The sequence below is a fragment of the Microcoleus sp. bin48.metabat.b7b8b9.023 genome (assembly GCF_013299185.1).
Classification (GTDB): domain Bacteria; phylum Cyanobacteriota; class Cyanobacteriia; order Cyanobacteriales; family Microcoleaceae; genus Microcoleus.
In genome coordinates this window covers 20,016-43,429 of the sequence record NZ_JAAFKG010000067.1, presented here as the reverse complement: position 1 = coordinate 43,429, position 23,414 = coordinate 20,016, and the positions used below count along the sequence as shown (strand labels likewise).

General features: G+C 45.4%; 25 protein-coding genes, 1 tRNA gene and 1 pseudogene. 7 read left to right on the top strand and 20 right to left on the bottom strand.

Going from position 1 to position 23,414, the window contains the following annotated elements; all coding sequences use genetic code 11:
* The 11 genes and pseudogenes from QZW82_RS27790 to QZW82_RS27745 all read right to left on the bottom strand — a co-directional run.
* Nucleotides 1–88: pseudogene (locus tag QZW82_RS27790) on the bottom strand (IS1 family transposase); the annotation flags it as partial.
* Between the two features lie 28 nt (nucleotides 89–116).
* A complete protein-coding gene (locus QZW82_RS27785) occupies nucleotides 117–962 on the bottom strand; it encodes a DUF3854 domain-containing protein (protein ID WP_293156068.1) in 846 nt (281 codons plus the stop codon).
* An 86-nt stretch (nucleotides 963–1,048) separates the two neighbouring features.
* A protein-coding gene (locus tag QZW82_RS27780) for an IS5 family transposase (RefSeq protein WP_293156065.1) occupies nucleotides 1,049–2,468 on the bottom strand; the annotation gives its coding sequence in 2 pieces (ribosomal slippage) (nucleotides 1,049–2,407 and nucleotides 2,409–2,468; 1,419 coding nt in all).
* A gap of 107 nt (nucleotides 2,469–2,575) precedes the next feature.
* Complete coding sequence (locus tag QZW82_RS32320; RefSeq protein ID WP_293369994.1) at nucleotides 2,576–2,848, bottom strand: DUF3854 domain-containing protein; 273 nt, start codon at nucleotides 2,846–2,848, stop codon at nucleotides 2,576–2,578.
* A 14-nt stretch (nucleotides 2,849–2,862) separates the two neighbouring features.
* The gene (locus tag QZW82_RS27775; RefSeq protein WP_293156062.1) at nucleotides 2,863–3,279 is read right to left on the bottom strand and encodes a hypothetical protein; all 417 of its coding nucleotides are present in this window, start codon (nucleotides 3,277–3,279) and stop codon (nucleotides 2,863–2,865) included.
* Nucleotides 3,280–3,410: 131 nt separating this feature from the next.
* Nucleotides 3,411–3,803, bottom strand: a complete 393-nt coding sequence (locus tag QZW82_RS27770) for a hypothetical protein (protein WP_293156059.1) — start codon at nucleotides 3,801–3,803, stop codon at nucleotides 3,411–3,413.
* 165 nt (nucleotides 3,804–3,968) lie between these two features.
* A complete protein-coding gene (locus tag QZW82_RS27765) occupies nucleotides 3,969–4,526 on the bottom strand; it encodes a hypothetical protein (protein WP_293156056.1) in 558 nt (185 codons plus the stop codon).
* On the bottom strand, nucleotides 4,514–4,780 hold the full coding sequence (locus tag QZW82_RS27760) for a hypothetical protein (protein ID WP_293156053.1): 267 nt from the start codon (nucleotides 4,778–4,780) through the stop codon (nucleotides 4,514–4,516). The genes QZW82_RS27765 and QZW82_RS27760 overlap by 13 nt, the downstream gene beginning before the upstream one ends.
* Entirely contained in the window at nucleotides 4,781–5,254 is a 474-nt protein-coding gene (locus tag QZW82_RS27755; RefSeq protein ID WP_293156050.1) for a hypothetical protein, read from the bottom strand.
* A 9-nt stretch (nucleotides 5,255–5,263) separates the two neighbouring features.
* The gene (locus QZW82_RS27750) at nucleotides 5,264–5,731 is read right to left on the bottom strand and encodes a hypothetical protein (protein ID WP_293156047.1); all 468 of its coding nucleotides are present in this window, start codon (nucleotides 5,729–5,731) and stop codon (nucleotides 5,264–5,266) included.
* A gap of 264 nt (nucleotides 5,732–5,995) precedes the next feature.
* Nucleotides 5,996–7,141, bottom strand: coding sequence for a tyrosine-type recombinase/integrase (locus tag QZW82_RS27745; protein ID WP_293156044.1), 1,146 nt, complete (start codon nucleotides 7,139–7,141; stop codon nucleotides 5,996–5,998).
* Nucleotides 7,142–7,288: 147 nt separating this feature from the next.
* Between QZW82_RS27745 and QZW82_RS27740 the strand changes: the two genes are divergently transcribed.
* Nucleotides 7,289–7,375: transfer RNA gene (locus QZW82_RS27740), tRNA-Arg, on the top strand.
* Nucleotides 7,376–7,378: 3 nt separating this feature from the next.
* Here QZW82_RS27740 and QZW82_RS27735 read toward each other — a convergent pair.
* The gene (locus QZW82_RS27735; protein ID WP_293156041.1) at nucleotides 7,379–7,609 is read right to left on the bottom strand and encodes a hypothetical protein; all 231 of its coding nucleotides are present in this window, start codon (nucleotides 7,607–7,609) and stop codon (nucleotides 7,379–7,381) included.
* Nucleotides 7,610–7,697: 88 nt separating this feature from the next.
* Nucleotides 7,698–8,831: a transposase gene (locus tag QZW82_RS27730; RefSeq protein ID WP_363318908.1), complete on the bottom strand. Its 1,134-nt coding sequence runs from the start codon at nucleotides 8,829–8,831 to the stop codon at nucleotides 7,698–7,700.
* Between the two features lie 387 nt (nucleotides 8,832–9,218).
* Between QZW82_RS27730 and QZW82_RS27725 the strand changes: the two genes are divergently transcribed.
* From QZW82_RS27725 to QZW82_RS27705, 5 genes are all read left to right on the top strand, one after another.
* On the top strand, nucleotides 9,219–10,745 hold the full coding sequence (locus QZW82_RS27725; protein WP_293156074.1) for a site-2 protease family protein: 1,527 nt from the start codon (nucleotides 9,219–9,221) through the stop codon (nucleotides 10,743–10,745).
* A 138-nt stretch (nucleotides 10,746–10,883) separates the two neighbouring features.
* Nucleotides 10,884–11,837 carry a PIN domain-containing protein gene (locus tag QZW82_RS27720; RefSeq protein WP_293156038.1) on the top strand — a complete coding sequence of 318 codons (954 nt, stop codon included), beginning with the start codon at nucleotides 10,884–10,886 and terminating at the stop codon, nucleotides 11,835–11,837.
* 230 nt (nucleotides 11,838–12,067) lie between these two features.
* The gene (locus tag QZW82_RS27715) at nucleotides 12,068–12,349 is read left to right on the top strand and encodes a hypothetical protein (RefSeq protein ID WP_293156035.1); all 282 of its coding nucleotides are present in this window, start codon (nucleotides 12,068–12,070) and stop codon (nucleotides 12,347–12,349) included.
* 29 nt (nucleotides 12,350–12,378) lie between these two features.
* Nucleotides 12,379–12,774: a hypothetical protein gene (locus QZW82_RS27710; protein WP_293156032.1), complete on the top strand. Its 396-nt coding sequence runs from the start codon at nucleotides 12,379–12,381 to the stop codon at nucleotides 12,772–12,774.
* 547 nt (nucleotides 12,775–13,321) lie between these two features.
* A complete protein-coding gene (locus QZW82_RS27705) occupies nucleotides 13,322–13,966 on the top strand; it encodes a hypothetical protein (RefSeq protein ID WP_293156029.1) in 645 nt (214 codons plus the stop codon).
* A 110-nt stretch (nucleotides 13,967–14,076) separates the two neighbouring features.
* Here the strand turns inward: QZW82_RS27705 and QZW82_RS27700 are convergent, their stop codons facing one another.
* The 5 genes from QZW82_RS27700 to QZW82_RS27680 all read right to left on the bottom strand — a co-directional run bounded on the left by QZW82_RS27700 (nucleotide 14,077) and on the right by QZW82_RS27680 (nucleotide 20,424).
* Nucleotides 14,077–14,250 carry a hypothetical protein gene (locus tag QZW82_RS27700; RefSeq protein WP_293156026.1) on the bottom strand — a complete coding sequence of 58 codons (174 nt, stop codon included), beginning with the start codon at nucleotides 14,248–14,250 and terminating at the stop codon, nucleotides 14,077–14,079.
* Between the two features lie 20 nt (nucleotides 14,251–14,270).
* Nucleotides 14,271–17,276 (bottom strand): UPF0182 family protein, encoded by a 3,006-nt coding sequence (locus tag QZW82_RS27695; protein WP_293156023.1) that lies wholly within the window; start codon nucleotides 17,274–17,276, stop codon nucleotides 14,271–14,273.
* 322 nt (nucleotides 17,277–17,598) lie between these two features.
* Nucleotides 17,599–18,891, bottom strand: a complete 1,293-nt coding sequence (locus QZW82_RS27690; RefSeq protein ID WP_293156020.1) for a glutamyl-tRNA reductase — start codon at nucleotides 18,889–18,891, stop codon at nucleotides 17,599–17,601.
* Nucleotides 18,892–19,078: 187 nt separating this feature from the next.
* A complete protein-coding gene (glpX, locus tag QZW82_RS27685; protein WP_293156018.1) occupies nucleotides 19,079–20,116 on the bottom strand; it encodes a class II fructose-bisphosphatase in 1,038 nt (345 codons plus the stop codon).
* Between the two features lie 68 nt (nucleotides 20,117–20,184).
* Nucleotides 20,185–20,424 carry a hypothetical protein gene (locus tag QZW82_RS27680; protein ID WP_293156015.1) on the bottom strand — a complete coding sequence of 80 codons (240 nt, stop codon included), beginning with the start codon at nucleotides 20,422–20,424 and terminating at the stop codon, nucleotides 20,185–20,187.
* A 44-nt stretch (nucleotides 20,425–20,468) separates the two neighbouring features.
* Between QZW82_RS27680 and QZW82_RS27675 the strand changes: the two genes are divergently transcribed.
* Entirely contained in the window at nucleotides 20,469–21,086 is a 618-nt protein-coding gene (locus QZW82_RS27675) for a CP12 domain-containing protein (RefSeq protein WP_293156071.1), read from the top strand.
* 152 nt (nucleotides 21,087–21,238) lie between these two features.
* Here QZW82_RS27675 and QZW82_RS27670 read toward each other — a convergent pair whose 3' ends face one another.
* Nucleotides 21,239–22,033 carry a dienelactone hydrolase family protein gene (locus QZW82_RS27670; protein ID WP_293156012.1) on the bottom strand — a complete coding sequence of 265 codons (795 nt, stop codon included), beginning with the start codon at nucleotides 22,031–22,033 and terminating at the stop codon, nucleotides 21,239–21,241.
* 435 nt (nucleotides 22,034–22,468) lie between these two features.
* Nucleotides 22,469–23,386: an AraC family transcriptional regulator gene (locus tag QZW82_RS27665; RefSeq protein ID WP_293156009.1), complete on the bottom strand. Its 918-nt coding sequence runs from the start codon at nucleotides 23,384–23,386 to the stop codon at nucleotides 22,469–22,471.
* Nucleotides 23,387–23,414 lie beyond the last annotated feature (28 nt).

The following is a 23,414-nucleotide window of genomic DNA, read 5'->3' as shown; positions in this document are numbered from 1 at the left end:
GACTGCATTGGACACAAATGTGATTTTGTTTTCCTTTCTTCTTGCCGTTTTTACGGATATGGGTTGATTTACATTCAGGGCATTGCATAAATTATTCCTCCTATTCATACTCTAACTCAGCAACGCCTAAAAATCTTTCGTTGCGCTGGCTCAAGACACTCTAAAAGGCGATCGCAATCCGTAGGGTCAACACCAGGGTCATACTTACCACCGACGTAGGTGTAAATCTGGCTGGGATTGTGTGACACAAGTGAATGAGAGCCGTCAAGGTTAATCTTGACTACCCCGTTGGAACAATTCAAACCATCGGGGTTTATCTTGTTTGGGTCAACAGCAGTCCGATTGACAACCCAATTCAGAACCTCATTAATATTGCCTGACTTTGCCCGATTGTTAACCCAAACGCCCTTTACTTTCTCTGAGTAGGTGTTTAGCCAGTCACCTATACGCCGTCTCTCTTCCGCCTCTGGCCGCAATTCATAGTGACTGCCTACCCAGTGGTACAGTTGTCCCGCAATTGACACCCAATGACCGTTCCCATAGAGTGCAAATTCGGATTTCTGGACGAAGTTTTGTTCTGCAATCGGCGCTGTGTCTGGAATGTAGTCATTTGTACTATTCTCATACTTCTGGCATACTACTTCACGTGTGCGCGCAGGAAGAGTTAGAGAATTATTAGGGGTTGAAACTGCTTTTTTGCGATCGCTTTTTTTAAGCTGTCGCTCCCATTCCTCTAGAGTTAGCGCGTTCGCGACAGCTTCCTTGAATGCTTCTGCCCCGTTAGCTTTGATAAAGTCATCCATGCCTTTGAACTGCTTGTCCCAAACCGTTATGTGGACTTCACACCCGTGCTCAATCAGCAAGCGGCCGAATTTCAAAATGGCTGCACGGCAAGATGGGTTCTCGGCAAAATCCGAGTCAAAGTCTATGTAGGGCTTGCTGAAAAAGTCAGAAAACAGCATTTAGAAAGATGAGTGGATTTGAACTCGCCTCGGTAATATAATTTTTATTAATTTTTCGATGGCGAAACATAGCTTTTGCCAATGATTTAAGCCAAAAAACATGACAAAAGGTTTTTGTTGTGAAATAGACCGAAAAAAAGCCAAAAAGCCTGCCTTAGCAGGGCAGAAAGATTCATCACCAGAAAAGTTATTGCGATGCTTGTTTCCGAAGTATTATTAAGTTTAGCCATCACTCTAGCGAGGCTGAATCTTCTTTTGGCTTCTCCAAATTTCCCCTCAATTAAGTTACGAATTCTCTCATCTGATTGAGCTTGTTTTTTTAGTGATTTGCTCAGATTTTTGGGAGATTTTCTTAGGCGAACACCGCTCATTCTTATGCCGAGTTCTTTGCACAAAATGCTATTTTCTTCTGTTCGATATATCTGATCTACATGAATTGATTCAGGGTAATATCCGGTAAATTTTTTAAAGGCTTCTACTTGTGTTTTAAGGTCTCCTGATTCGTTGAAGTTATCCCAACTAATTCGGTCTAAAAATACGTAACCCTGGAGACAACTGGCTGACAGTTTTGCCCCAAATTCAACGGATTTCCCGGCTTTCCCTCTCACTATCGGGCGGATATGTGGTTGCTTTAAACTTACTATTCTATCGGGAATACTATGTTCTTTCTTTTCATACATTGAGAACTGTTGGCGGTAGACTTCTGTAACTACTAACAGCATTCTATAATCAGATTTGGTTAATAACTGTAGCTCACCCATTCGCTCTATACTCGCCAAATTTCTTTGGATGTATTGCAGTTGTTTTTTAATTGCTTTTCTTCTTGCTTTTCTTCGTGGCTTTTTTTGTTTTGCTACGCTCAGGTATTCTTTTCTGGCTCTGTTTCGATAGGTTAAGAGGCTTTTTTTTTTCGGTGATTTAGTTTGATTGTGTAGTATATCTATAATTTTTTCTGTATGTTCTCTGGCTTGATTTAATAGTCCTAAGTCCGTCGGATATTTAATGTCTGCTGGCGCGCAGGTTGCATCTAATATTAATTTTCCTTGATTTTTGGGTTCACTTCTTTCTGATGATTCTTTTTCTACTTCCTCTCCTTGTACTTGGGTCTGGTCTTTGACCATTTTTTCATTGATTTTATTGACTAGGTTGATTCCTATTCTTTTCCTAAAATGAACTAACATGGATGAGTCGAATGGTGATTCATTACTATAGCCACTCAGACCTAGAAAGTATTGTATGTATGGGTTTTCTCTTATTTGTTCTACTGTTTCGGCATCGCTAGTTCCCAATCTTTCTTTGATTATTAATGCTCCTAATGCCATACGAAACGATTTGGCGGGTGCTCCTGTTGAACAGGTGAAATTTTGGGCATATTCTTCTTCAAAATCTGACCACGGAATTATTTTTGCCATGATTACCCAACGATTATTCTTTGACAATTGTCCCTCGTGCAAGTAGGTCAAAGTTGGAAGGTTCTTTTGGGTTTGGGTCAAGTTTTCGGTACATGGACGAAAGTGATGCTGTGCATGGCTTTTGACTAATTTTACCTCATAGTCTTACACATTGTTAGTGCCGAATGCGAGTCAAAGCCTTTTCAGGCAAGGGTTTTAGGCTTATTCAGCAAGCCCTATGTAGTGAATGGTTCCAGGTTGCGCCCAGTCGCTGACCTCTTTTGCTAACTGACCGTCTTTTCCCCAATTCCAAACGCCTGTAAGCGCAATTACCGCCAAAGCTATGCTCAATCCCGCTCCAGCTTTTTTTACCCCTTCTGTCCAGTGCCGGGGAATGCTGGTGTCGTTGCGAGTCTTGAGCCAGTAATCCTTAGACCTCCTGCGAAAGTCCTCACCTAATCGACAGAACCGATAATTACCAGTATGTCTGGCCAATCTTTTATTATTAGTTAATAATGGCTGAAATGGCTACTGTTAAAGGATCGATAAAATACTTTCGCAGGAGGTCTCTTATCTGGCATGGCTAAAAATATCGCGTCAGGCTCCATTCCTGAGGCTGTGAGGTATTTGCGCGGTTTTTGTCCTTCTGGTTGGTGAGGTCTATCTGGTTTGGCTTGTCCGTAGCGATTCCCCATTCTTGACCCTGTTCGCCAGTTAACGTCGCGACACCACCAACCACCTGTTTTGATTGGCTCTTTGGGTTGGATGCGTTCGTTGAGTTCTTTAGCCTCTAGCGATTCAATGTTGAGACGGGCGATCGCTTCTGATAAGGCTGAGCCTTCTACCCACTCGGTGAGGTGTTTGGGGTTGATGGAAATTGAATTTACGGATGCAGAAATTTTCCCGTTGGGATATGATGATTCCATGGATTTAATGTCCGCTCTCAAAGGCGGGTTTAGTACCAAAAGCCGTTGCGCTCAGGTTCCAATTGATAGCAGCGGTTTTTTGGCGTTTGCAGGTTTTGTTGAAAATTTAAGGCATAGGGGGAACCGCCCTGCTAGTTGATTGCAGGCGCGATTAGGCTGTCGTTGCGAGCACAGCCACCTATTTCAGAGTCAGGGACAGGTACAAAAGTCTCAACCAGCGTCTGCCAGCGATTCACCTCGGGTATTGACTTTTCTAGGTCGATCTCTGATGGCTGTGCTGTACCCTCTGCTTCCCACTCAATACGTGGGCCGGGCGGTGGTGAGGACAATCTATTGATACCCAGGACTATCGCGACCAGGGATTCCTTAACCGCATGACAGAGCATTTGCCAAAAAGACCATTTCTTTGGATTTCCTTCGCGAACACGCACGAGAAAATCAATCAGCGGTTCACCCGAGACATGAAAAGGCCGGAGGCATCGCCTAGACTCTCTGAAATACTTATCAACATCAATATCAACCATGTTTTCATTTTAGCCGTTGACGTGGGTCAGAAGATTGCTAGAGAGCGAGTGAGTTTCCCGTCACATCCAAACCCTTAATCTGAGGCAGTCGTCGAGTGTTTTTACCTTTAAACCCGACGAGTGAGTTTTCGGACGTAAATCGCACGCAACTCACTCGCCTTTTACCTACTCCCCGACTAAGCGTTTATACTCACCCTCGGCATCTTTGTATTTTTGAGAGCCACCTTTATTGACTCCCCAAATCTCAAGAATGATTTTTGCCTTGCCGTAGCCGCGCGCCCGCAGTTGCATGATGCGTTCTGCGAGTTCCGCATCGCCGTTCTGGGAACGTTCTGCGTCGGGTTCAACTAGCTGGTTTGAACGTTCCACCACAGGCTCGTCGCTATCGTCAGAAGTCAGTGCCAAAGCGCGTTCTAGATGTTCCACCGGGTTCAGGATAGATTCTGCTTCCTGCCTGCGTTGCTGCTCGGAAATGTACACGGAAGTGCTAACTTCATCCACCATGTCCGCATTGATTGCCGCTTTTTTCAGAGCCTCAAATTCTTCCTCTTCAGCAACCTTTAAAGCTAATTTCCGGGATTCAAAGCAGCAGGCAAATCCGGCTATCAATGCTGCTCCTGTGGTTAGATTGTGCAGCGGTACTTTACGGGATAGAAGGAATGGCGGCGCCAACCATAAAGCGACACCCGAGACCGTGAGGATAGTTGCTTTTAAGCCCGACATAGTATCACCCCCAAACCTATTAAGGACGCGATCGTACTCGCAATCAGCCGACCTCTGAGTTCGAGTAAGTCAATTTTGAGAACTCGGACGATAAAGTCGTCTAACAACCACGCAGACGCAGAAACAATCAGCTTGAGCGCGAAAAGTGCCTGTACCAAGAGCAACAGGTTGGGATGGAGCGACGCCAGCCAGCACAGGAAGCTGGAGGCAATCGCAGTTAGCAGAAAGTTGTTGCCAAGTGCGATCGCTCTCATTTACTTATTTCCTCCCAGCAGTTTGGTTTTGATTTCCTCAATCCTTGCAGTGGCGTTGGTTTCAGCCTTCTCTAGCCCAAAACCCAGCCGCGCGTAACCGGGGCGAAGTCCGTGCAGGTGTTTAGCTAGACCTGCGTCGGCGCGCTTTTTTTTCAGTTCGTTGGTGGCAACGCTTTTCTCGTATCCCCGGTGTAACTTATGGACTTTTGCGTCGGCTTCCTCAATTTTGCCCATTGCCTTGTAAGCGCGTTTGGCGTGACCTGCACCTTCGGTTTTTTCCTTGGCTAAGTCCTTGAGTGCGTTGGCTTCGTCCTTGGTGAAGTAGCGTGGGTCGGTGCATATGGGGGTTGTGCGGATGCTGCTGAATTTGCCGGGGTTAAGCGGCGTGATAACGCTGGCGTCGGTCGGTGCGATTAGCTTTTCGTTTTTGGCGGTAATGGCGTCGCTGTTGCCACCACCAAATAAGGTTGTCATTGCTCCCATTTACTTGGCTCCGATTTGAATGTTGATGCGGACTGGAGGAAATAAGTTGAGGGGGTTGATTTGCCGCCACATGGACATAGCCAGCACAAACACCCCCGCCGATGCGAGTACGAGTGCGATGAGTTGTCCGAAGTCAACCCAGTCTAAAAAGTTGGTGGAATTGTGGCGGGTAAAGTTGCAGACAGGAAAGGAGCCGTCGTTAGTCCAGTCAACAGTGTCTACACTGTCTACATACGCTGTGTCAAGCGGTTCAGATATTTTGTCTACAGTGTCTAGCTCCGTGTCTAGTGGTGTAGCTAGCACTGTGTCAAGCGATTCGCCGTCAACGAAATACAGTTCTAGTAGCGACTCCCACGTGGCAGTTTTGGAAAGTTTTCCGAACTGTTTGGCGTCTTCGTTGGTGAAACCGTTCTGAAAGGCGATCGCCCTGAGTTTGTCGATGCGGCGGTAGTGAGGGGATTCAGTCATGGCAAAACCCCGCCAACTCAAATGTAAAGAGTTGCGGCTGCTTCTTAGGGCAACCGACTGAAAATGTCATAATTTTTAAGCTCCAAACGTTGTTAGATAACGGTTTGGGGAAGTCGTGACTTGGTTAGCATTGCAAGTGCTAGTCAGTCGCGCACCAATCTTCCTTAGTTACATACGATCGCAGTTTCACAGGCATCTGTCAACACACGGACTGTAAAGTTTCGTATCGCAAAAGTTGCCTATAGAATCAACATATTAACAGCATCACAATGGGCGTAAATGCTCCAATACTTTGTTATCTAAATAGTGGGAATTGATAATACTTTCCGACGTATCGCACCAGCGAGCAAGCACCGCAGATGGAATGCCTTGCGCCAATTGCTCGCTAATAAAAGTATCGCGACAAGAATATGGGGTAGTAGGCTTGTAACCAGGTTCCCGTGTCTTGTCAGTGATAGGTAAAACTATCTTCTGCCAAGCTCTTTGAGAAAAATTGCTGTAGTTGATTGCCTCCCTAGTTGGAGAACAAAAAACCAATTGCTTAGACTCAAACTGTTGCGGCTTAATTGACAACAAAAACTCCTTCAACCCATTGTTGCAAGGGAATTTCCGGTGTTTGTTATTTTTACTGCCCTTGCTCTCAACAGCTTTGCCCTCAATAAACTGAATGCTGCCGTTAAACAAAACGTAAGAACAGTCTGGCGAGACATTCCCCCAAGTCAAACCAATAGCTTCGCTAGGACGGCAACCCGTTAAAAACCAAAACTTTACCAATGGGTAGTATGTGTTGTAGCAGCGTCCGGGCTGATTTTTGTGAGACTCAAAAGCTTGTAACACCAGCAACTTTTCTTCAGTGACAAAAGCATTAGGAGTAGGGTCATTCTGCCAGTTGTACTTAGGTAAATCATTAGCCATATCTTTGTACGGACTGACAGGCAAAATAATTAACCTGTGCTTGATGCCCCAATTAACAGCAGCATTTAAGTGGGTGAGAATGCGCTTAGTCATGTCCCCCGTTGTTGCCCCTAAAAGAACTTCGCGAACCTCTAGCGCTTGCAGAACATCCGAAGGGCACTTGGCTACGTGTCGCCCCAACGTAGTCCGCAAGTAGTGCAAAGACTTTGGTTTAAGCGTGTCCTCCTTGTAACCTAAATATTTGTCCCACAACTCTTGCAGCGTCAAACCCGCCACCCCAAATTTAGCCTGTACCAGATTGCCCTGTTTGTGGGCTTGGACAGGCTTGTACTTGCTTAAATCATTTGGGTCAAACATCCCTGCAAGAATGTCAAACTCAATCTGCTTAGCCTTGCATTCTGCGATCGCCCGGTTCTCCAGAGTATCCGCCAGACCGATATACAGAAACGTATTTTTACCGGAATAAAGCTCGCGGGGCAAATGAAGACGTAGCATACCTCGGCTTGCCATCACTCCCACAGTCCCCTTTCTCCGACGCTGAGATTGGTTTGTTTGCACGATTGCGCCCTCAACTCTACAGGCTTACAATATCAAAATGTTGTGCATTTGTTGTGCATCTTGGTTTGCTTTTGTATGATTAAAGGCTGAAAGGCTTACGTACCGACAGATGCAAAAATTTGAAGCTACTGCCTTCTAAGCAGCGAGCCGCAGGTTCAAGTCCTGCCGTACCCGTTAACCAAACCTATACATGACAAGAGTTTCCAACGTTTGGACACAAACGGACATACTGCCTGAAACCTTGTGTCGCAGTTTTTGCGTAGTTGTTTCGGATTCGGGCATCCGAAACACCATCAAATCTGCACAGAAGCGCCGCCTGCGAAACCAGGCTAATCTTTCCGTTTCCGGGCGATCGACACTCCTAGCTATCTGAGTATATGTTTGACACACCCGATGTGCTATCATAAAAAGTCTTTTGTGTCAATAGCCCAGAAGTTAAAACAGCAGCAGCCGATTGTGGGCCGGGTAGCCCTCAAGAGTTATCCTTAGTAAACTACCTGCCACCAAGCTGAGTACAGCTATGGTGGGGGCTTTCAACAGCCCTCAAGCTACAGAATAGCTCGGAACCTTCAGGTCGGTTTACAGACGACCCCAATAATTTAATCATCATCGCACCGTTCAAATCAGCATCGCCATGCCAACCGCAATGTCCACACTTGAAACTCTTACCCCTCCGATAGGACTCGCCTCTAGTCGGATGGATATGCAGGCATTTGTGGCAGGTTTGACTTGTATAGCGCGGATTAATCGCAATCACTTCAACGCCCGCACCAATACCTTTGTAGGTCAAGAACTGGCGCAACTGATAGAACGCCCAACTATTGGAACGAAACCGCTCAGTCTTGCTTCTCGGCATCTGGTTGGTACGATCTCTAATCCCCGTCAAGTCCTCGATGGCGAGGATAGCATTACTCGCTCCTGCTTGCTTGATGATGGTTTTGCTGATTACATGATTTTCATGTGTTTGAAAACGTCGCTCGTTCCCCGACAGCCGTTGCAAAATCTTACGGCATCTGCGCCGTGTCGATCTTGTGCCTTTCGATGCTTTACTCTGAAGCGAAGCTCTAGTTCTGGAATATCGATCTCTGACTGCGGTAATGTGCTTACCGCTCCATTTTTCGCCCTCGCTAGTTACGGCAATATCTGTACGTCCAAGGTCTACACCAATTACCTGGCTAGATTTAATCGGTTCTGGTGGTGTGTCTTTGACCTGAATATGGATGTAGTAGCTACCATCTCGATGTTTGCAGAGTTGGGCAGCAGTAGGCTTCTTACCTTTGAGCTTGCCTGTCTGGTACTGCCCCACATTCATTTTGATGTGGTAGCGTCCATTCATCAGCGTGAGGCTGACAGTCCAATCTTTTTCCCTAAAAGCAAAGATTCGAGCATCGTAGTCAGCACTGGTTGGCTTGAACGTTTTAACTGGCTTGCCCTTGAGCTTGGCAGTTTTGCGATTAGCACCAACCCGCACACAAGCGCTGACTGCCAAGTTAGCGCTAAGCCCAAAGTTCGAGCGCAACTCTTGATAAACCGTAGTTTGAATCGTGGTCTTGCTAGTGGTCTGTGGCTTAACTACCTCATTGGCATAGTTGCAAGCAGCCGCAAACGCCTGAAGGGTTGCCTCTATTTGGGCGACCTGTTCTGGCGAGGGATTGAGTTTGCTTTCCTAGCGTCAGTACTTGTTCCATGCCAATTATTTTATCACATGTGACATATTTTTTATGGCAAGTGTAGATCTGTTTGTTCATTCGTCGCCCACCCCTTTGGTTGCCATCGATCTGCGATTGTCAACCCACTCAGGGGTGGGACTCTTCAATCACACCCCATTCCTCCCACCGCCAAGCCGAGTACGGCTATGGCGGGGGTATCCTGGGGGTCTAGGTGTTCGGGCTATTTTTGGACAGGTTTGGATATGTTAAGAGCAATTTTATTTCATATACCCCAAAATTTAATGCTATTACTCGACCGCAGCGCGATCGACCAGTTACAGCCGGTATTGGCGCAAGCAACCGGAATGCCGATCGTTGCATCGGAAAATACCGCCACAATTGCACTGGTATTGGTTGCTGTGGGAATTCTGGGTTGGGGATTTTATCGGGCCAGACCTTTTGGCAAACTGGGAATGTTAGCTTGGTTGCAGTCAGTGGTGCTGATGAGTCCGTGGCTGCTGTTCTTTGGTTTGTTCGGTGCCGGGATTTACCTAAATCTAGTGGCGGTATTGTTGCTGCTGGTGACATCCACGGGATTGTACATTTATCTGGGCAGGCAATTACGCAAGGCAGCAGCCGATGCAGCGATTGACTCGCGCCCCGATCTGGCCCAGATCGAGTCCCAAAGCGATGGAAACTCCCCTCCAAACAAACAACAGGTACCAGCAAAAGAAATTATTAAGATCGTCACATCGCCTGCAACTAATGAATTAGAAATAATTCCCGTTCCAGTTGAAGACCTCAAGGCAATTCAAGGAATCTTTGGCATCGATACTTTCTTTGCTATAGAAACGATTCCCTATCAAGATGGGGTAATCTTGAAAGGCAATCTCCGGGGAGACCCAGAACAAGTACACTCGCGTTTGACGGCAAGTTTGCAAGAAAGATTGAACGATCGCTACCGCCTGTTTTTAGTAGAAAATCAGGACGAGAAGCCGGTAGTTATTATCTTGCCCAGCACAAATGACCCGCAGCCAACTACCCTATCTCAAAAAATCCTCGCAGTCGTGCTACTACTAGCAACAATTGCTACCAGTTTGGAAACAGCGGGTTTGCTGCTGAGTTTCGATTTCTTTAACTCGCCTGGTAGATATCCAGAAGTGCTGCCAATTGCGGCGGGAATTTGGGCGGTTTTAGGGTCAGGCGAAATTGCTCGCCGAGTGCTGGCAAATCAGTACAAGGTTGGCTTGAGTTGGCCGTTTTTTATACCAACTTTTCAGATAGGTTCTTTTGGGGCGATCGAGCGTTTTGAGTCGCTGCTTCCCAACCGTAAAGTTTTGTTTGACATCGCTTTTGCTGGGTCAGCCGCTGGGGGAATAATTTCTCTGCTCATGCTGGTAACGGGTTTGCTGCTTTCTCACCCCGGCAGTTTGTTTCAAATTCCCGCAGAGTATTTCAAGGGCTCGGTTTTGGTGGGAACTTTGGCAAAAGTGGTTTTGGGTGCGGCGTTGCAGCAACAGATTGTTGACGTTCACCCGCTGGTAGTTATTGGTTGGTTGGGCTTGGTAATCACGGCGATTAATTTGATGCCTGCGGGACAGTTGGACGGAGGTAGAATTGTGCAAGCAATCTACGGCCGGAAAATTGCCAGTCGCGCTACTTTGGCGACGTTTGTGGTGCTGGCGATCGCTTCTTTAGTTAATCCTTTGGCTTTATATTGGGCGATCGTGATTCTGATTTTACAGCGGAATCTGGAGCGGCCGAGCCTCAACGAGCTGACTGAACCTGACGACGCTCGCGCAGCTTTGGGTTTGTTGGCTTTGTTCTTAATGATTTCTGTACTTTTGCCCTTGACTCCCGCTTTAGCTGGGCGTTTAGGAATTGGCAACTAATCATCTGACCATTGGTGGGCTGGGTGCGCTTGGGCGCACCCCAGATATTTATGAATTAACCCAATAGAAAAGCTCGGAATTTGTTTAAACTTAATTTAGCAAGTAAAAATCACGGATATGAGCATCTAGGCTAAAGTTATGGCTAATCAACTTCCTCCTGTATTGGTAACTTTTGATGCGGATGTTTTGATGGCTGGCAGAACCCAAGTTTGGCAAGAATATGCCAAGGTGGGAAGTTGCTATCTCCCGGAAGTAGTGTATGACGAAATAGATTATCTGACAGGGAAAGCGGTAGAAAAAGCTCAAGAGCAAGTGGCCAGAGAGTTTATGCGCTTTTTTGCAGATAGTGGCTGGATTGTGACTGATGCTCAAGAAACGCATCGGGGTCTAGAACCCTCGATGAAAAATCAAAGCGCACAAGCAATGCTAGTAGTAGCTACAGCTCAGTGCGTTTACGGTCTGGCTCAGGAACATCCCGACGCACTGGTGGTGTTTGTGTCCAACAGTCAGCCTCTGCTGAAGCGGATAGCTTCTGTGGGGGCTGCGAATCTTTGCGGCATTACTGCGGCGATGCTGTTAAATTGGGCGAGGAAAGCGGAACGCCCGCCGGCTGCGACTCAGCAATTGCAAAGTTTGATGCGAACTTTAGCCGATCGCCAATCAACTCAGCGCTCTAACAGTAGAATACAGAATGCTGGTGTTGGCAAAACCGGGACATCTGTTAGCAAGTTCACGATGCGTGGCGATTCTGATTTGGACTCGCCCAGTAGTTCTACTAAAACTAATCAAACGGGTTTGAGTGGGAGCCCCCGTAAGAGTTCGCGCACCAATGCCAAAAAGCCGGTGCCCAGTCGCGAGGAACGGAAAGATTACGAGCCGGCTGTATATCGGATCAAACACATTACGCCTCCGAAAAAAAGGGATGGCGGTTTTCTGTCTGGTGCGTTCAATTTTTTGGGAGCGTTATTTTTCTTGACGGTAGCGGTGGGTATTTTGTGGCGAGTGTTGGATGCTCGGGGTTTTAGAAAGACTTTTGTACCGGCTCTACCGCAGCCTGTGCAACAATTTGTCAAGTCGATCGACCCTAAATGATATATCGGTCTGAAAATTCCGCTTTCTAGCTTCAATAAGGACTATCACCATCGACAGCAAGTAGCAAAAGTCTGTGATAGCCTTAATCTGTAATTGCCAGCCCGGTTAATTGGTAACTATTCACAGATTGAGAACACATCAAAATAAGCGAGAAAGCATTAGCGGAATTAGATTTTACATCTTTGCGCGATCGCAAATTTTTTCCTTCTCCTGTGGCTTGGGAAGACCAAGTGCTATATTTTTTAATGCTCGATCGCTTTTCAGACGGCACAAAAAACGGTTATGAGGACGATCGGGGAAAAGTCGTCACCAGCGGGAAAACTATCCCGAAGCTTTCCCAGACGGAACAATTTTGCCAGCCGAATTTTAAGATTCATCTAGTTATAACAAAAAAGGTTATATTAGCAATTGGGATAATTACCCTGAGTATGTCGAAGGAAATTTTTTCGTTATCAAAGATATCCATACAGGTGAAGGAAGCACAGATTTTTACCAGCCTTCTGAGGCGCTAATAAATCTGTGCGAAGCTTACAATTTTTGGATGGCTTATACAGATATCGATGGATTTCAAGTTGATAAAGTCAAGCACGTGCATTTGGGTAAAATTCGGTTATTTGCAGAAATTATTCACGAATTTGCTCACTTAATTGGTAAGGAAAAATTTTACTCGATTGGCGAGATTACCGGAGGGCACAAACAAGCATTTTCTACATTAGAAGTGGCTGGTTTGAATGCGACTTTAGGAATTAGCGAAATCCTCGATGCCTTTGCCTACATGGTAAAAGGATATCGCGATCGCAGCGTTTATTTTTCTTTGTTCCGCAACTTTCTGCTGCTGCAAAAAGAATCTCACGTTTGGTTTAAGAATAAAGTGGTCACGATGTTTGACGACCACGACGGTAGAAAAAGGCAACCACAAAGCGCATTTTTGTGCTAGTAAAAACGGTGAAAAGGTAATATTAAACGCTTTAGATCTGGATGCGACGACTTTGGATATTCCTTGCATTTATTACAGTATCGACTACAGTTTACACAAAGTTGGGGACAGTTTCAAGTGCATTTACTAGACAGACAACACGCAAATTAATAGTAAAGTTTATGTTGAGGACAGACAGAGAAAATGTATTTCGCTGACTGTACCGGCGGCTGGGTTTGTAATTTATGAGCAGGTGAACGTTAAGGGTTAGGACATTTCTAATGTGTAGATTTTTATCATTTATAAGGTTTGTAGTGAGGACTTCAGTCCTCTGATTTTTGATGCGGACTGAAGTCCTCACTACAAACCTATTTTATAGCGGTTGTTCGAGCAATAATCGGGACAGTTTTTTGGGGTGGTGGCTAAAACTGGCATTCTACCGTTAAGATTTCAGCCTCTGAGGAAGCTGGAACCCTTATTATACCGTTCGCGATCGCAAAATATCCGGACTATTGCTCGATCGGACATAATATTAATTAAGATTTCACTATTTGCGCCGAATTTAACAATGCTTAACTGGAACGAAATAATTAGTGGATTTGTCTTAGCTTTGGCGGGTTTTGTTTATGCTGCATTCTTTTTTGTGGTTCTTCCCTTTAGGCAGTACGATTATGCAGCACCGATTTGGGCTATAGTAATGGCGATCGGCCTGACGGTAGCAATGAATTGGCTACTATCTGAATCCTTGCTGACTGGGTGGGTTTGGGTAGCTGCATTATTTGGTTTTCAGATACCCCTGATGCTTTTTTGTAGCGAGTTTCTGGGAGATGGACTATTGCTGCCTAGTCTGTTATTTTTTGGAACAATGATAGTAGGAGTTACGAGCATTTATACCAATTTTTCGCAAGCAAAAATACTGTTGATTGTGAGTTTGTGTACAGTATTTTTCCTGACTTTAATGTACATATCTTTCATTGGTGGCTATGTGCTCAGAGGCAAAAATCCGTTTCATGGTTCTTCAAAGCAAATGCTACCGCTGTTGAATCACAAGGTAGAAATTCACACTGACGATCCCAAACAATTGCAATTCAATGGTAAAACAGGCGAACTCACTCAGATCGATCGCTATGAAGTGACCGTCAAGCTAGATGATGATAAAGTATTCTGGCCTTATGTCCAGCTTTGGTGGGAAGATGTCAAGCCTGCTAACTAACAGTAATCCTCAGAGTTATCAACTCTAAATAACTTTCTCCCCTTCTCTTCTCTCAGCGCCCTCAGAGCCATCTGTGGTTTATTTCGAGCCCGGAATTCTGTCAAGCAATTTTAATAAAGATGTTTCAAATTCAGCAAAAATTGAGCGCTAGGCAAATAGGTGATCACAAATTCACTGCTAAATAAAGCATGAATCGGGAAGCGGTGCAAGTCGCGGTTAGAAATCAGAATTAAGTTGGTAATGCCGTTTGATTGTAATTGTTGTTCGATGAATGAGAATGCCATTTCCATACACATATCATCTGTCAATTCAACGCTGGAGATGCGCCTTCTACTGGCCTCACAATTGCGGGTTTATTAGTAGATTTTGGCTGGAAAAGTGCCTTCAGTGCCTTGTCGAGATTTTCTGCCATCACAATTCGATTTTCGTAGGCAACAATCACTCTAATTAAAGTTGGCAAACTATTGCGTTCAGCCTCCAAATAAAAAGGTTCTACGTACAGCAAAGATTGTTCTATCGGAATTACTAATAAATTACCTTGAATCGCCTTTGAACCCTGCCGATTCCACAGAGAGATTTGTTCAGAAATTACCGGATCTTGGTTGATTAAAGCTTCTATCTGTTCCGGGCCGTAAACTAATCGCTGTTTGGGGAATTGATACAATAGCAACTTACCATAATCATCGTCATCCGATCGCCCTGCAATCCAAGCAATTAAATTATTACGACTGACTGGCGTAAATGGCAATAGCAAAATAAACTCTTCTGATGTTTCCGTCGGCAGTTTCGTAATCAAATAATACGGTTCTACGGGCTGCTGTTTGCCACCATAAATCTCATTAGGAACACGCCACAAATCCTCCCGATTGTAAAATACCTGCGGATCTTCCATGTGATAAGTTAACAACCGTTCCGATTGAATGCTCAACAAATCTACGGGATATCTAATGTGTTTGCGGAGTGCCGGAGACATTCTTTCTAGGGGTTTGAAGAGTCCGGGAAAGATAGCCATCCAACTCTTAATGATCGGGTCGGAAGGATTGCTAACGTAAAAATTAACAGAGCCATTGTAGGCGTCAATCACGACTTTTACCGGGTTGCGAATGTAGTTAAATTCATTTTTTCCTGGATCTGAATAGGGGTAGCGCTCGCTCGCTGTATAGCCATCGATAATCCAGTAAAGATAGTTAGGATATTTATCGTTTGCAGGGGGTGATTTTTTAATAGAGTTGCCAGATTGAACTAATTCTTTTTCTATTTCTCCTTTACTGAGATTGGCGTTTGCTACTACTAAATATGGATCGGAATCGTAGCGCAAAAAAGGAGCAATCGCCCGGACTCTTTTGTTAATATTGCGGCGATAAAGTAACTTGGTTTCTGGTGTAAAATTGCGGGTAAGCGCCATTTGCCAATTTTTGAGATAACTCGCAAATAGCAAGCGCTTCCATAGAGAGTCGATCGCAATTCCGCCGGTACCGCTGTAGGTATTGTAAACATTGTCTTGGCCGCTGGGATAGTCGAATTCCTTGACTTTTGTCGGTGCGATGGCGTCTGTATCGGTGACTTCGCCGTAGTAAATGCGCGGATAGCCGATCGGGATACTGGCCCGAATGCTATCTTTAGTTACATCTAAAACAGTGTCTCCTGTCTGGGCTGTTACCCCAATATCTTTGACAAAATAATCGGGTAAACCGCCGACACCGACTGTGTTTACGGGAGAAAGAGTAAAGCCGTAACCGTGAGTGTACACGAGATGTTCGTTTACCCAAGTTTGAGCTTCCGGCGCAACTGCTGTGTAATCTAATTCCCGCGCCGCCAGAATTACTTGCTGGCTTTCCACATCTCCCTTTTTTGCTGTGGCGTTTTTGATTGTGTAGCGATCGATATCCGCATCAGGAAATGTATAATAAGGTCGAATTTGCTGTAACTGTCGGTTGGCTTGCAGCAGTGGCTGTTTGTCCCACAGCCGGATGTTGCTAATAGTAAGTTGATTTTTTTCTAAGTCTTGATAGGTAAGTTTTCCGCCTGGATCGAATGTTTTAATTTCAATTTTCTTCAGGTCAAAAGCTTGTTGAGTAAAGGCAATGCTGCGCTGGATGTAGGGCTGTTCGCGCGCTAGTTCGTTGGGTTTGACTGCGAGTTGCTGCACAATTTTTGGCAGCAGCAAACCTAGTAAAAAACTTACAGTCAAAAATGCTAAGATGATTTTTTTAAAGTTATTATTGTTGATGTTCAATTGGAAAACAGGCCAAAGCATGAAAAGTGCGATCGCCCCAGCCACAATACTCAAAAAGCCATAGACGGGAAGCCGCACCGTCACGTCAGCGTAACCAGCCCCGTAGGTAACGTCTCCGCGCGAGTACAGCAAGGTGTAACAGCCCAGCCAGTACCGGAGTGAGACGGCTACCATGCAAGCTGCTCCCAAGCCGTACAAGTGCCGCTGTTGCGATCGCGAAAACCCCAAAAATATGCCTTGACTCAGGCTGTTTCCCGCCAGCAAATAGGTTAAAGTGCAAGATACTAAACCGTACACAGATACAATAGTCAGCCCGAAACTTAGTAATTCTAAGATCGGCAAGATAAATACATAAAAGCTAATATCTTGATTAAAAATCGGGTCGGTGATGTTAAAATTAGTAGGGTTGAAAGATTGTAAAAGTTTAGTCCAGCGACTGGCGGCAATTATCCCGATCGCCAAACTGAGCAAAAGAGCGATCGCCCGCAACCAAAAATCCGGCTTAATTGCTACAGCTAACATCATTCCCAGCAGCAAGCCCAACTGCCACCAATCAGACGATAGCTGCACCACCCCAACCTGGATTGACTTAAATCCGAAGTCTATTGGCGGCGCCGACAAACCCCCGACTATCCTAAAATCGCCGATGGTACCGGCGGCTAAGAGCCCGCAGTGAATTACTGTTAAACTGGCGATCGCACTTAATCCAAATATCGCCAACAACAGCCAGGGAAAGGCAATTTGAGATTTAGCAGCAGGTAGTTGATGATTTTTCTTCGTGTTTGGGCCACTTGCGGGCGCGATTAACTGCCTAAAAACAGGTGATTTGATGTTGCTTTCGGTGGGAAGTTGCAGGCGGCGGGCTAGGGCTAAATTTCCGAAGAAGAAGGTGGAAGATACCAAAAGTGCGATCGCGCCCAGCAACGCTTGAGTTTTCAGTTTTAACAGCAAAACCTCAAGATATCCAACTTCCTCAAACCAGAGAATTTCTGCCGCAATCCGGGAGGAAAACTCAAAAACTAACCACAGCCCTACAAGCAATAAAATTAATTGATAAATTCGCTTAATAGTCATTAGTCATTAGTTATTAGTTATTAGTTATTAGTTATTAGTTATTAGTTATTTGAGCTAATAAACCCCGTTACTTAATCAGCAAATGGGTAATATCATATCCGGTAGATTACCATAACAATGAAAGTTCGTAGTGCGGACTTCAGTCCGCCATACGGCTGCGGACTGAAGTCCGCACTACGAACCAATCTTATGGCGGTTCACCAACCGGAAACGATATAAGTCCTAATTACATTAAAAGCTAATGCAAAACATCACTAATGACTACTGTCAACTGATTAACGCTGTCAACTGTCAACTGTCAACTGTCAACTGATTAACGCTGTTAACTGTACTGCTGATTGACATCAACATCCAAATTAAACAGCGTTTGCAAAGTCTGCATCGCTTGTCGGCGCGCCTCAATATCCTGCTGCGCCCGCAACTGCACCATCGGATCGTGCAAAATCTTATTCACAATCCCTCTTGTTAAAGATTCAATCACATCTTGATGTTTCTCCGAAAACTCGGAACCCAGACGCGACAAAGCTTTTTCTAACTCTTGTTCCCGAATCAATTCGATCTTATCTCGCAAACAGCTAATGGTAGGAACAGTTTCTAGACTGCGCCACCAGACATCAAAAGCCTCTACTTCCTGTTCCAGCAAGCCCTCAGCTTCCATTGCCATTTTGCGGCGGCTTTCGTGATTTTGAGCTACCACTGCTTTCAAATCGTCCACATTAAACGACTTCACGTTAGCCAATTCCTTCGCATCCGAGTCAACGTTGCGCGGCACAGAAATATCTACCAACATCAACGGGCGATCTGGTTTTAAGACAGCTTCTAATTTAGCTTTATTTAACAGCGGATCTGTAGCGGCTGTACTGGTAAACACCAAGTCAGAATCCGCAATTACCTGCATCATGTCCGAGAGCAAATGCAAGTGCAATGTAGCATCTTTAAACAAACCGGCCAATTCCTCAGCCCCTCGCATCGATCGATTGACGATCGCAATATGACTCGCTCCTTTCGACAGCAAATGCTGCACCAACAACCGCGACATCTTCCCAGCACCGATAATCGCAATCCGGCTAGTTGCTAAATGTTGACCTTTTAATTGAGCTAATTCCGCCGCCGCTGAACTAATCGAAACCGCACCAGTACCAATGCTAGTTTCCGTGCGAACACGCTTCCCGGCTGTCAGAGCTTGCTTAAACAAACGTTCTAAAATTCTGCCAACACCTTTGTACTGCTGGGCGAGTTTGTGAGTTTGTTTCACCTGAGCCAAAATTTGTCCTTCTCCGAGTACCAAACTGTCGAGGCCCGCAGACACTCGCATCAAGTGCATCACCGCATCTTCGTGCAGCAAAATAAACAGGTGAGGGCGCAAAGACTGCAAAGGAAGCTTGCTGCATTCCGAAAGGAACTGCATCACTTCTCGCACTCCCGGCTCTGACTCTGCGGTAACGATATAAATTTCTAAACGGTTGCAAGTGCTGAGGATTGCAACCTCTTGAATGTGGGGGTAGCCGCGCAATTGGGCGATCGCCGCTTCAATCTTTTGTTCTGGAATGCTGAGTTTTTCCCGAACTTCAACCGGCGCTGTTTTGTGGCTGAGACCTACGACTGCAATATTCATGTTTATGATTTGTCACTATTTATTTATTACTTGTCAACAGTCACCTGTTATTAGTTATTAGTTTATCGCTGATTGCTAATAACAGGTTACGGTCAACAGCAAACAGTCAACTATCAATCGTCAACAGCCAACCGTCAACAGCTAACTGTCAACTGTCAACTGTCAACTGTCAACTGTTAACTAATGACTATTTCAATTGCAGAGATTTCGGCTGGTCAAACATATGGATTGTATCCACAAACCGAGCAGTCTTCGACTGAGAAGAAATTACCAAGCTTTCTGTACGAGCGCCGCCGCCAAAGAAGCGAACTCCATCCATCAGCGTTCCGGGAGTAATTCCGCAAGCTGCAAACAGCACAGTTTCTCCAGATGCCAACTCTTCAGCATTGTAAATCTTGTCTGGGTCTGTGATGCCCATTTCTGTCAGGCGAGCGATGTTGCTTTCTTTGCTTTCACCGATCAAACCAGTTTTAACAACAGCCGGATCGTAAATTAACTGACCTTGGAAGTGACCGCCCAAGCAGCGCATTGCTGCTGCGGAAATCACACCTTCAGGTGCTGCGCCAATACCCATCAGGGCGTGGATGTTGGAACCAGAAAACGCGCAAGAAATCGCAGCAGAAACGTCACCGTCGCTGATCAGTCGAACTCTTGAACCTGCTGCCCGAATTTCATTAATTAAATCTTTGTGTCGGGGGCGATCCATGACCACCACCACCAAATCTTCAATACTGCGGCCGAGACAATCAGAGATAATTTTGAGGTTTTGTGTTGGTGTTTTGCGAATATCTACATGATTTTTCGCAGCCGCAGGAGCAGCCAATTTGTTCATGTAAAAATCTGGTGCAGCAAACAAACCTCCTTTCTCAGAGATTGCCAAAACTGCCATAGAACCGTTTTGACCGTAAGCAACTAGGTTAGTACCTTCGCAAGGGTCAACGGCGATGTCAATTTCTACCAATTCATCTGGGTTGCAGAAATCTTTGGCATTTTCTTGGGTACAAATACCCACTTGTTCGCCGATGTAAAGCATGGGTGCGTCATCGCGTTCGCCTTCACCGATCACGATGCGGCCGCGCATATGAATTTTGTTCATGCGTTCGCGCATTGCTTCTACAGCTACGCGATCGGCTTCATCTTTCTCGCCTTTGCCCATCAAGCGAGCGGAAGCAATAGCTGCCTGCTCGACTACTTCAATAATCTCTAAACCGATTACATTGTCCACGAATTAGATCCTCCCAACTTAAGTCCTGCTTGCCTTGTGCTTTTTTGCACTCCCAGCCATCAAGTTTATCAGAGCCGGGGATCTGTGCGAGCGCAAGCAGTTGGTTTGTTTGTGTTAACTTTTACTTCTTTGAGACTGGGGCTGATAAATTGGGCAAAATAAGCTGAAGGCTCGATCGCCCGAATGCTTGACTCTTGCTTGGGCGATCGTCCGAAACAGGCCCGCCCGATCGAGAAATCGCGGACTCTCGGAGGCGAAGGCGGACACAGGGGTAAGTGGCGATCGCGATCGTAAATCAGGCGCCGCACAATCGGGATACACTCTATAGTGTATGAGCTGGGAGCAAGAAAAAATGATGATGAAAGCCCAAGATATCATGACAAAGGAAGTTGTCACCATTCGTGGTTCGGCAACGGTAGCTGAAGCAGTGGCGATGATGAACGAACTCTGCCTGCGCGCGTTAATTGTGGAACGCCGCCACGAACAAGACGCCTATGGCATTGTCACCGAAACGGATATTGTTTACAAAGTAACAGCCTACGGAGTAGACCCGCAAAAAGTCCGCGTCTTCGAGATTATGACCAAACCGTGCATCACGGTGAATCCCGACTTGGGCGTGGAATATGTGGCGAGGTTGTTCGCCAATACCCGCATCCGTCGAGCTCCGGTGATTAAGGACAAACTGCTGGGCATTATTTCGGTAACGGATATTTTGACAAAAAGCGATTTTGTTGAGAAGCCGAAGAGTGTTGTCTTTGAGGATGAAATTCAAAAGGCGATCGCCGATGCTAGAACAGTCTGTGCAGAGAAAGGCGCTACATCTAAAGAGTGCGCGGTAGCTTGGGACATCGTAGAGGAAATGCAGGCTGAGGCCGCTCACCAGCGATCGATCAAGCTTGACAAAACGGCTTTTGACGAGTATTGCGAGGAAAATCCCGACGCGGCAGAAGCGCGGATGTACGACAGTTAAGTTAGTCAGTTGACAGTTGACAGTTGACAGCTTTTCAGTTGACAGTTGGTAGGGGCGGTGGATGGTGCGGGCCCGCCCTCTTAATTGACAGTTGGTAGAACGTAAAAAAGCTGAATTTTTGATTCTGCCTTCAAAGACTAACGATCTCGCTGCTAATCTTTAAGTTTGTTTTGAAAAAGTTCAATAACCTGTTGCCACGCATCAGCAGCAGCTTCTCTGTTTATATTAGGGTGTTCTGCTAAAAACGGGTACTTATCTACGAAAAATGCACCAAAGAATCCATGTCCTGCATCGTATCGAAATACACGATGATTGATTTGATGTTTCTGTAGTTCTGCCTCGATTTTGAGGGTTTCTTCCTGTGAAACCAATGTATCCTGCGTACCAAAAAATGTATAAATCGTGCCTTTAATTTCCGAAGTGCGATCGAGAGTTGGAGTAGATTCTCCATAGCTAGAAGTTGTAATCCCCCCACCATAAAACGAAGCACTTGCTTTGACATCCTGTAAAGTTGCAGCCATATAAGCAATATGACCGCCAAAGCAAAAACCAATGCAGCCAATAGAGTCAGATTTAACGTTGGGTAATGTTTTGAGATAGGCAATCGTTGCTTGAATATCGCTGAATATTTCCCAATATTTTACTTGTTGATAGTATTGCAGCCCCAATTGGTAAGCTTCTGGACTATAACCAATATCTGGTTTGCTAAACCCAAATTCAAAACCGGGTGCAATACGTTGATACATCGCCGGTGCAATTGCTATGTATCCTTGTTGTGCTATCAATTCGGTAATATCCCGAATATTTTCATTTACACCAAAGATTTCGTGAAACACCATAACCGCAGCAAAATTTCCCTTTTCTACTGGTTGGGCTAAGTAAGCATCGATTTGTACGTTATTGTTAATAACTTTGACTGTTGTGGTATTAATTTCGCAATTTTTCATTTGCTTTCTCCAGCTTCGAGCGTTCAGTTTCAATACAGTTGGGTTAACACAGTTAATTCCCCGGAAATCCCCCTAAATCCCCCTTAGGTCGGGGGACTTTGAGTAAGTTCCTATCCCCCCCCTTTGTCTACCGTGTACACACAAGTCGAGTTGGAAATCAAATGACGGAAAAAAACGGAAATTTATTTTTTTAATCCTTGATTTCCCGTCAACCATTATCAATAAGTTAAAACTATTGATAAAAACTTCCCTCATCTCAAAACCTTGCCTACGTCAGGTTGTGTCAGACACAGCCAGGTTTCTAGGAGTTGTGTGTACACGGTAGCCTTTTTAAGGGGGGCTAGGGGGGATCGGCCTTATCTGAACCGTATTGAGTCTTAGCTTAGAAAATTGGGGATTCTGAATTCTAGAAAAAAGTTGCGGGATTTTGGTAGATTATTGCGATCGCCCTGAGAGAAATTGTTTCGGTGTCATCCCCAGCAGGCGCTTGAAACATCGAGTCAAGTGACTTTGATCGCAAAATCCGACTCGCAAAGCAATATCTGCGATGCTCAGTTCGCTCTGGCGTAAGAGATACTTGGCTTTGTCGATGCGACGCTGCAAGATATACTGGTGAGGTGTGATGCCAATGCTTTGCTGGAACAGACGTAAAAAGTGATAAGGACTGATTTGGGCGATCGCAGCCAGTTCAATTAGTTTGATGTCTTGATGAAGATGTTCGTTAATATATTCCCTCACTTCTTGCAGCTTGGGTTTAGATAATCCATCAGAATAGCTAGAAAGCCGAGGTGGCGCGGTGCAATAATTCCGCAACAGGTGAATCGCTAATGCGGTTTTAAGACTATCAATCAGTAAATAACCGCCGATTTTGCCAAATTCTAATTCTTGTCTTAAAGCGCCGAATATCCCTTGAATCAGGATATCTTGCTCTGTCATGTAATGAGGGATCAGTTCAATGCGATCGCAATTTACCAAATCTTGACCGACTTGTTGCAGGAGTGTAGGGGCGATCGCCAAAATGGTAAACTGAGCTAAAGTATTCCAATTGCAGCGCTGGGAAATACCCGCCGGAATCACCGCAATGTCTCCCTGATTCCGGGCTTCTGTTTTCAGCTTACCATCCAACCACCGTTCTCCCGATCGCTCTCCCGATACCTCAACATCAGGACAATGGGCAATAACGTGCCATGTACCTTGATGTTCGGGCGTGTCAAACTGCGGCTGTTGATGGTGTTCGTAATAGATTTTATCCCATCCCGAACTTGTCAGGACAGCAGGCTGAGGCAATAAAAAATCTGTTGCCTTTTCTTGACTGAAATCAATCAGTTTTACCTCTGCTTCTGATGTTCTCATCTTTTATAGTTAGCGCGCTGGTAGTCAG

Excerpts from the sequence above, each read along its gene's own strand:
- QZW82_RS27710 (WP_293156032.1), top strand. The coding sequence starts at position 12,379 with ATGGCTTATACAGATATCGATGGATTTCAAGTTGATAAAGTCAAGCAC.
- QZW82_RS27775 (WP_293156062.1), bottom strand. The coding sequence starts at position 3,279 with ATGGAATCATCATATCCCAACGGGAAAATTTCTGCATCCGTAAATTCA.
- QZW82_RS27725 (WP_293156074.1), top strand. The coding sequence starts at position 9,219 with ATGCCGATCGTTGCATCGGAAAATACCGCCACAATTGCACTGGTATTG.
- QZW82_RS27675 (WP_293156071.1), top strand. The coding sequence starts at position 20,469 with ATGATGATGAAAGCCCAAGATATCATGACAAAGGAAGTTGTCACCATT.
- QZW82_RS27700 (WP_293156026.1), bottom strand. The coding sequence starts at position 14,250 with ATGGCATTCTCATTCATCGAACAACAATTACAATCAAACGGCATTACC.
- QZW82_RS27695 (WP_293156023.1), bottom strand. The coding sequence starts at position 17,276 with ATGACTATTAAGCGAATTTATCAATTAATTTTATTGCTTGTAGGGCTG.
- QZW82_RS27765 (WP_293156056.1), bottom strand. The coding sequence starts at position 4,526 with ATGTCGGGCTTAAAAGCAACTATCCTCACGGTCTCGGGTGTCGCTTTA.
- QZW82_RS27670 (WP_293156012.1), bottom strand. The coding sequence starts at position 22,033 with ATGAAAAATTGCGAAATTAATACCACAACAGTCAAAGTTATTAACAAT.
- QZW82_RS27665 (WP_293156009.1), bottom strand. The coding sequence starts at position 23,386 with ATGAGAACATCAGAAGCAGAGGTAAAACTGATTGATTTCAGTCAAGAA.
- QZW82_RS27690 (WP_293156020.1), bottom strand. The coding sequence starts at position 18,891 with ATGAATATTGCAGTCGTAGGTCTCAGCCACAAAACAGCGCCGGTTGAA.
- QZW82_RS27735 (WP_293156041.1), bottom strand. The coding sequence starts at position 7,609 with ATGATAGCACATCGGGTGTGTCAAACATATACTCAGATAGCTAGGAGT.
- QZW82_RS27785 (WP_293156068.1), bottom strand. The coding sequence starts at position 962 with ATGCTGTTTTCTGACTTTTTCAGCAAGCCCTACATAGACTTTGACTCG.
- QZW82_RS27705 (WP_293156029.1), top strand. The coding sequence starts at position 13,322 with ATGCTTAACTGGAACGAAATAATTAGTGGATTTGTCTTAGCTTTGGCG.
- QZW82_RS27750 (WP_293156047.1), bottom strand. The coding sequence starts at position 5,731 with ATGACTGAATCCCCTCACTACCGCCGCATCGACAAACTCAGGGCGATC.
- QZW82_RS27760 (WP_293156053.1), bottom strand. The coding sequence starts at position 4,780 with ATGAGAGCGATCGCACTTGGCAACAACTTTCTGCTAACTGCGATTGCC.
- QZW82_RS27720 (WP_293156038.1), top strand. The coding sequence starts at position 10,884 with ATGGCTAATCAACTTCCTCCTGTATTGGTAACTTTTGATGCGGATGTT.
- QZW82_RS27770 (WP_293156059.1), bottom strand. The coding sequence starts at position 3,803 with ATGGTTGATATTGATGTTGATAAGTATTTCAGAGAGTCTAGGCGATGC.
- QZW82_RS27745 (WP_293156044.1), bottom strand. The coding sequence starts at position 7,141 with ATGCTACGTCTTCATTTGCCCCGCGAGCTTTATTCCGGTAAAAATACG.
- QZW82_RS27755 (WP_293156050.1), bottom strand. The coding sequence starts at position 5,254 with ATGACAACCTTATTTGGTGGTGGCAACAGCGACGCCATTACCGCCAAA.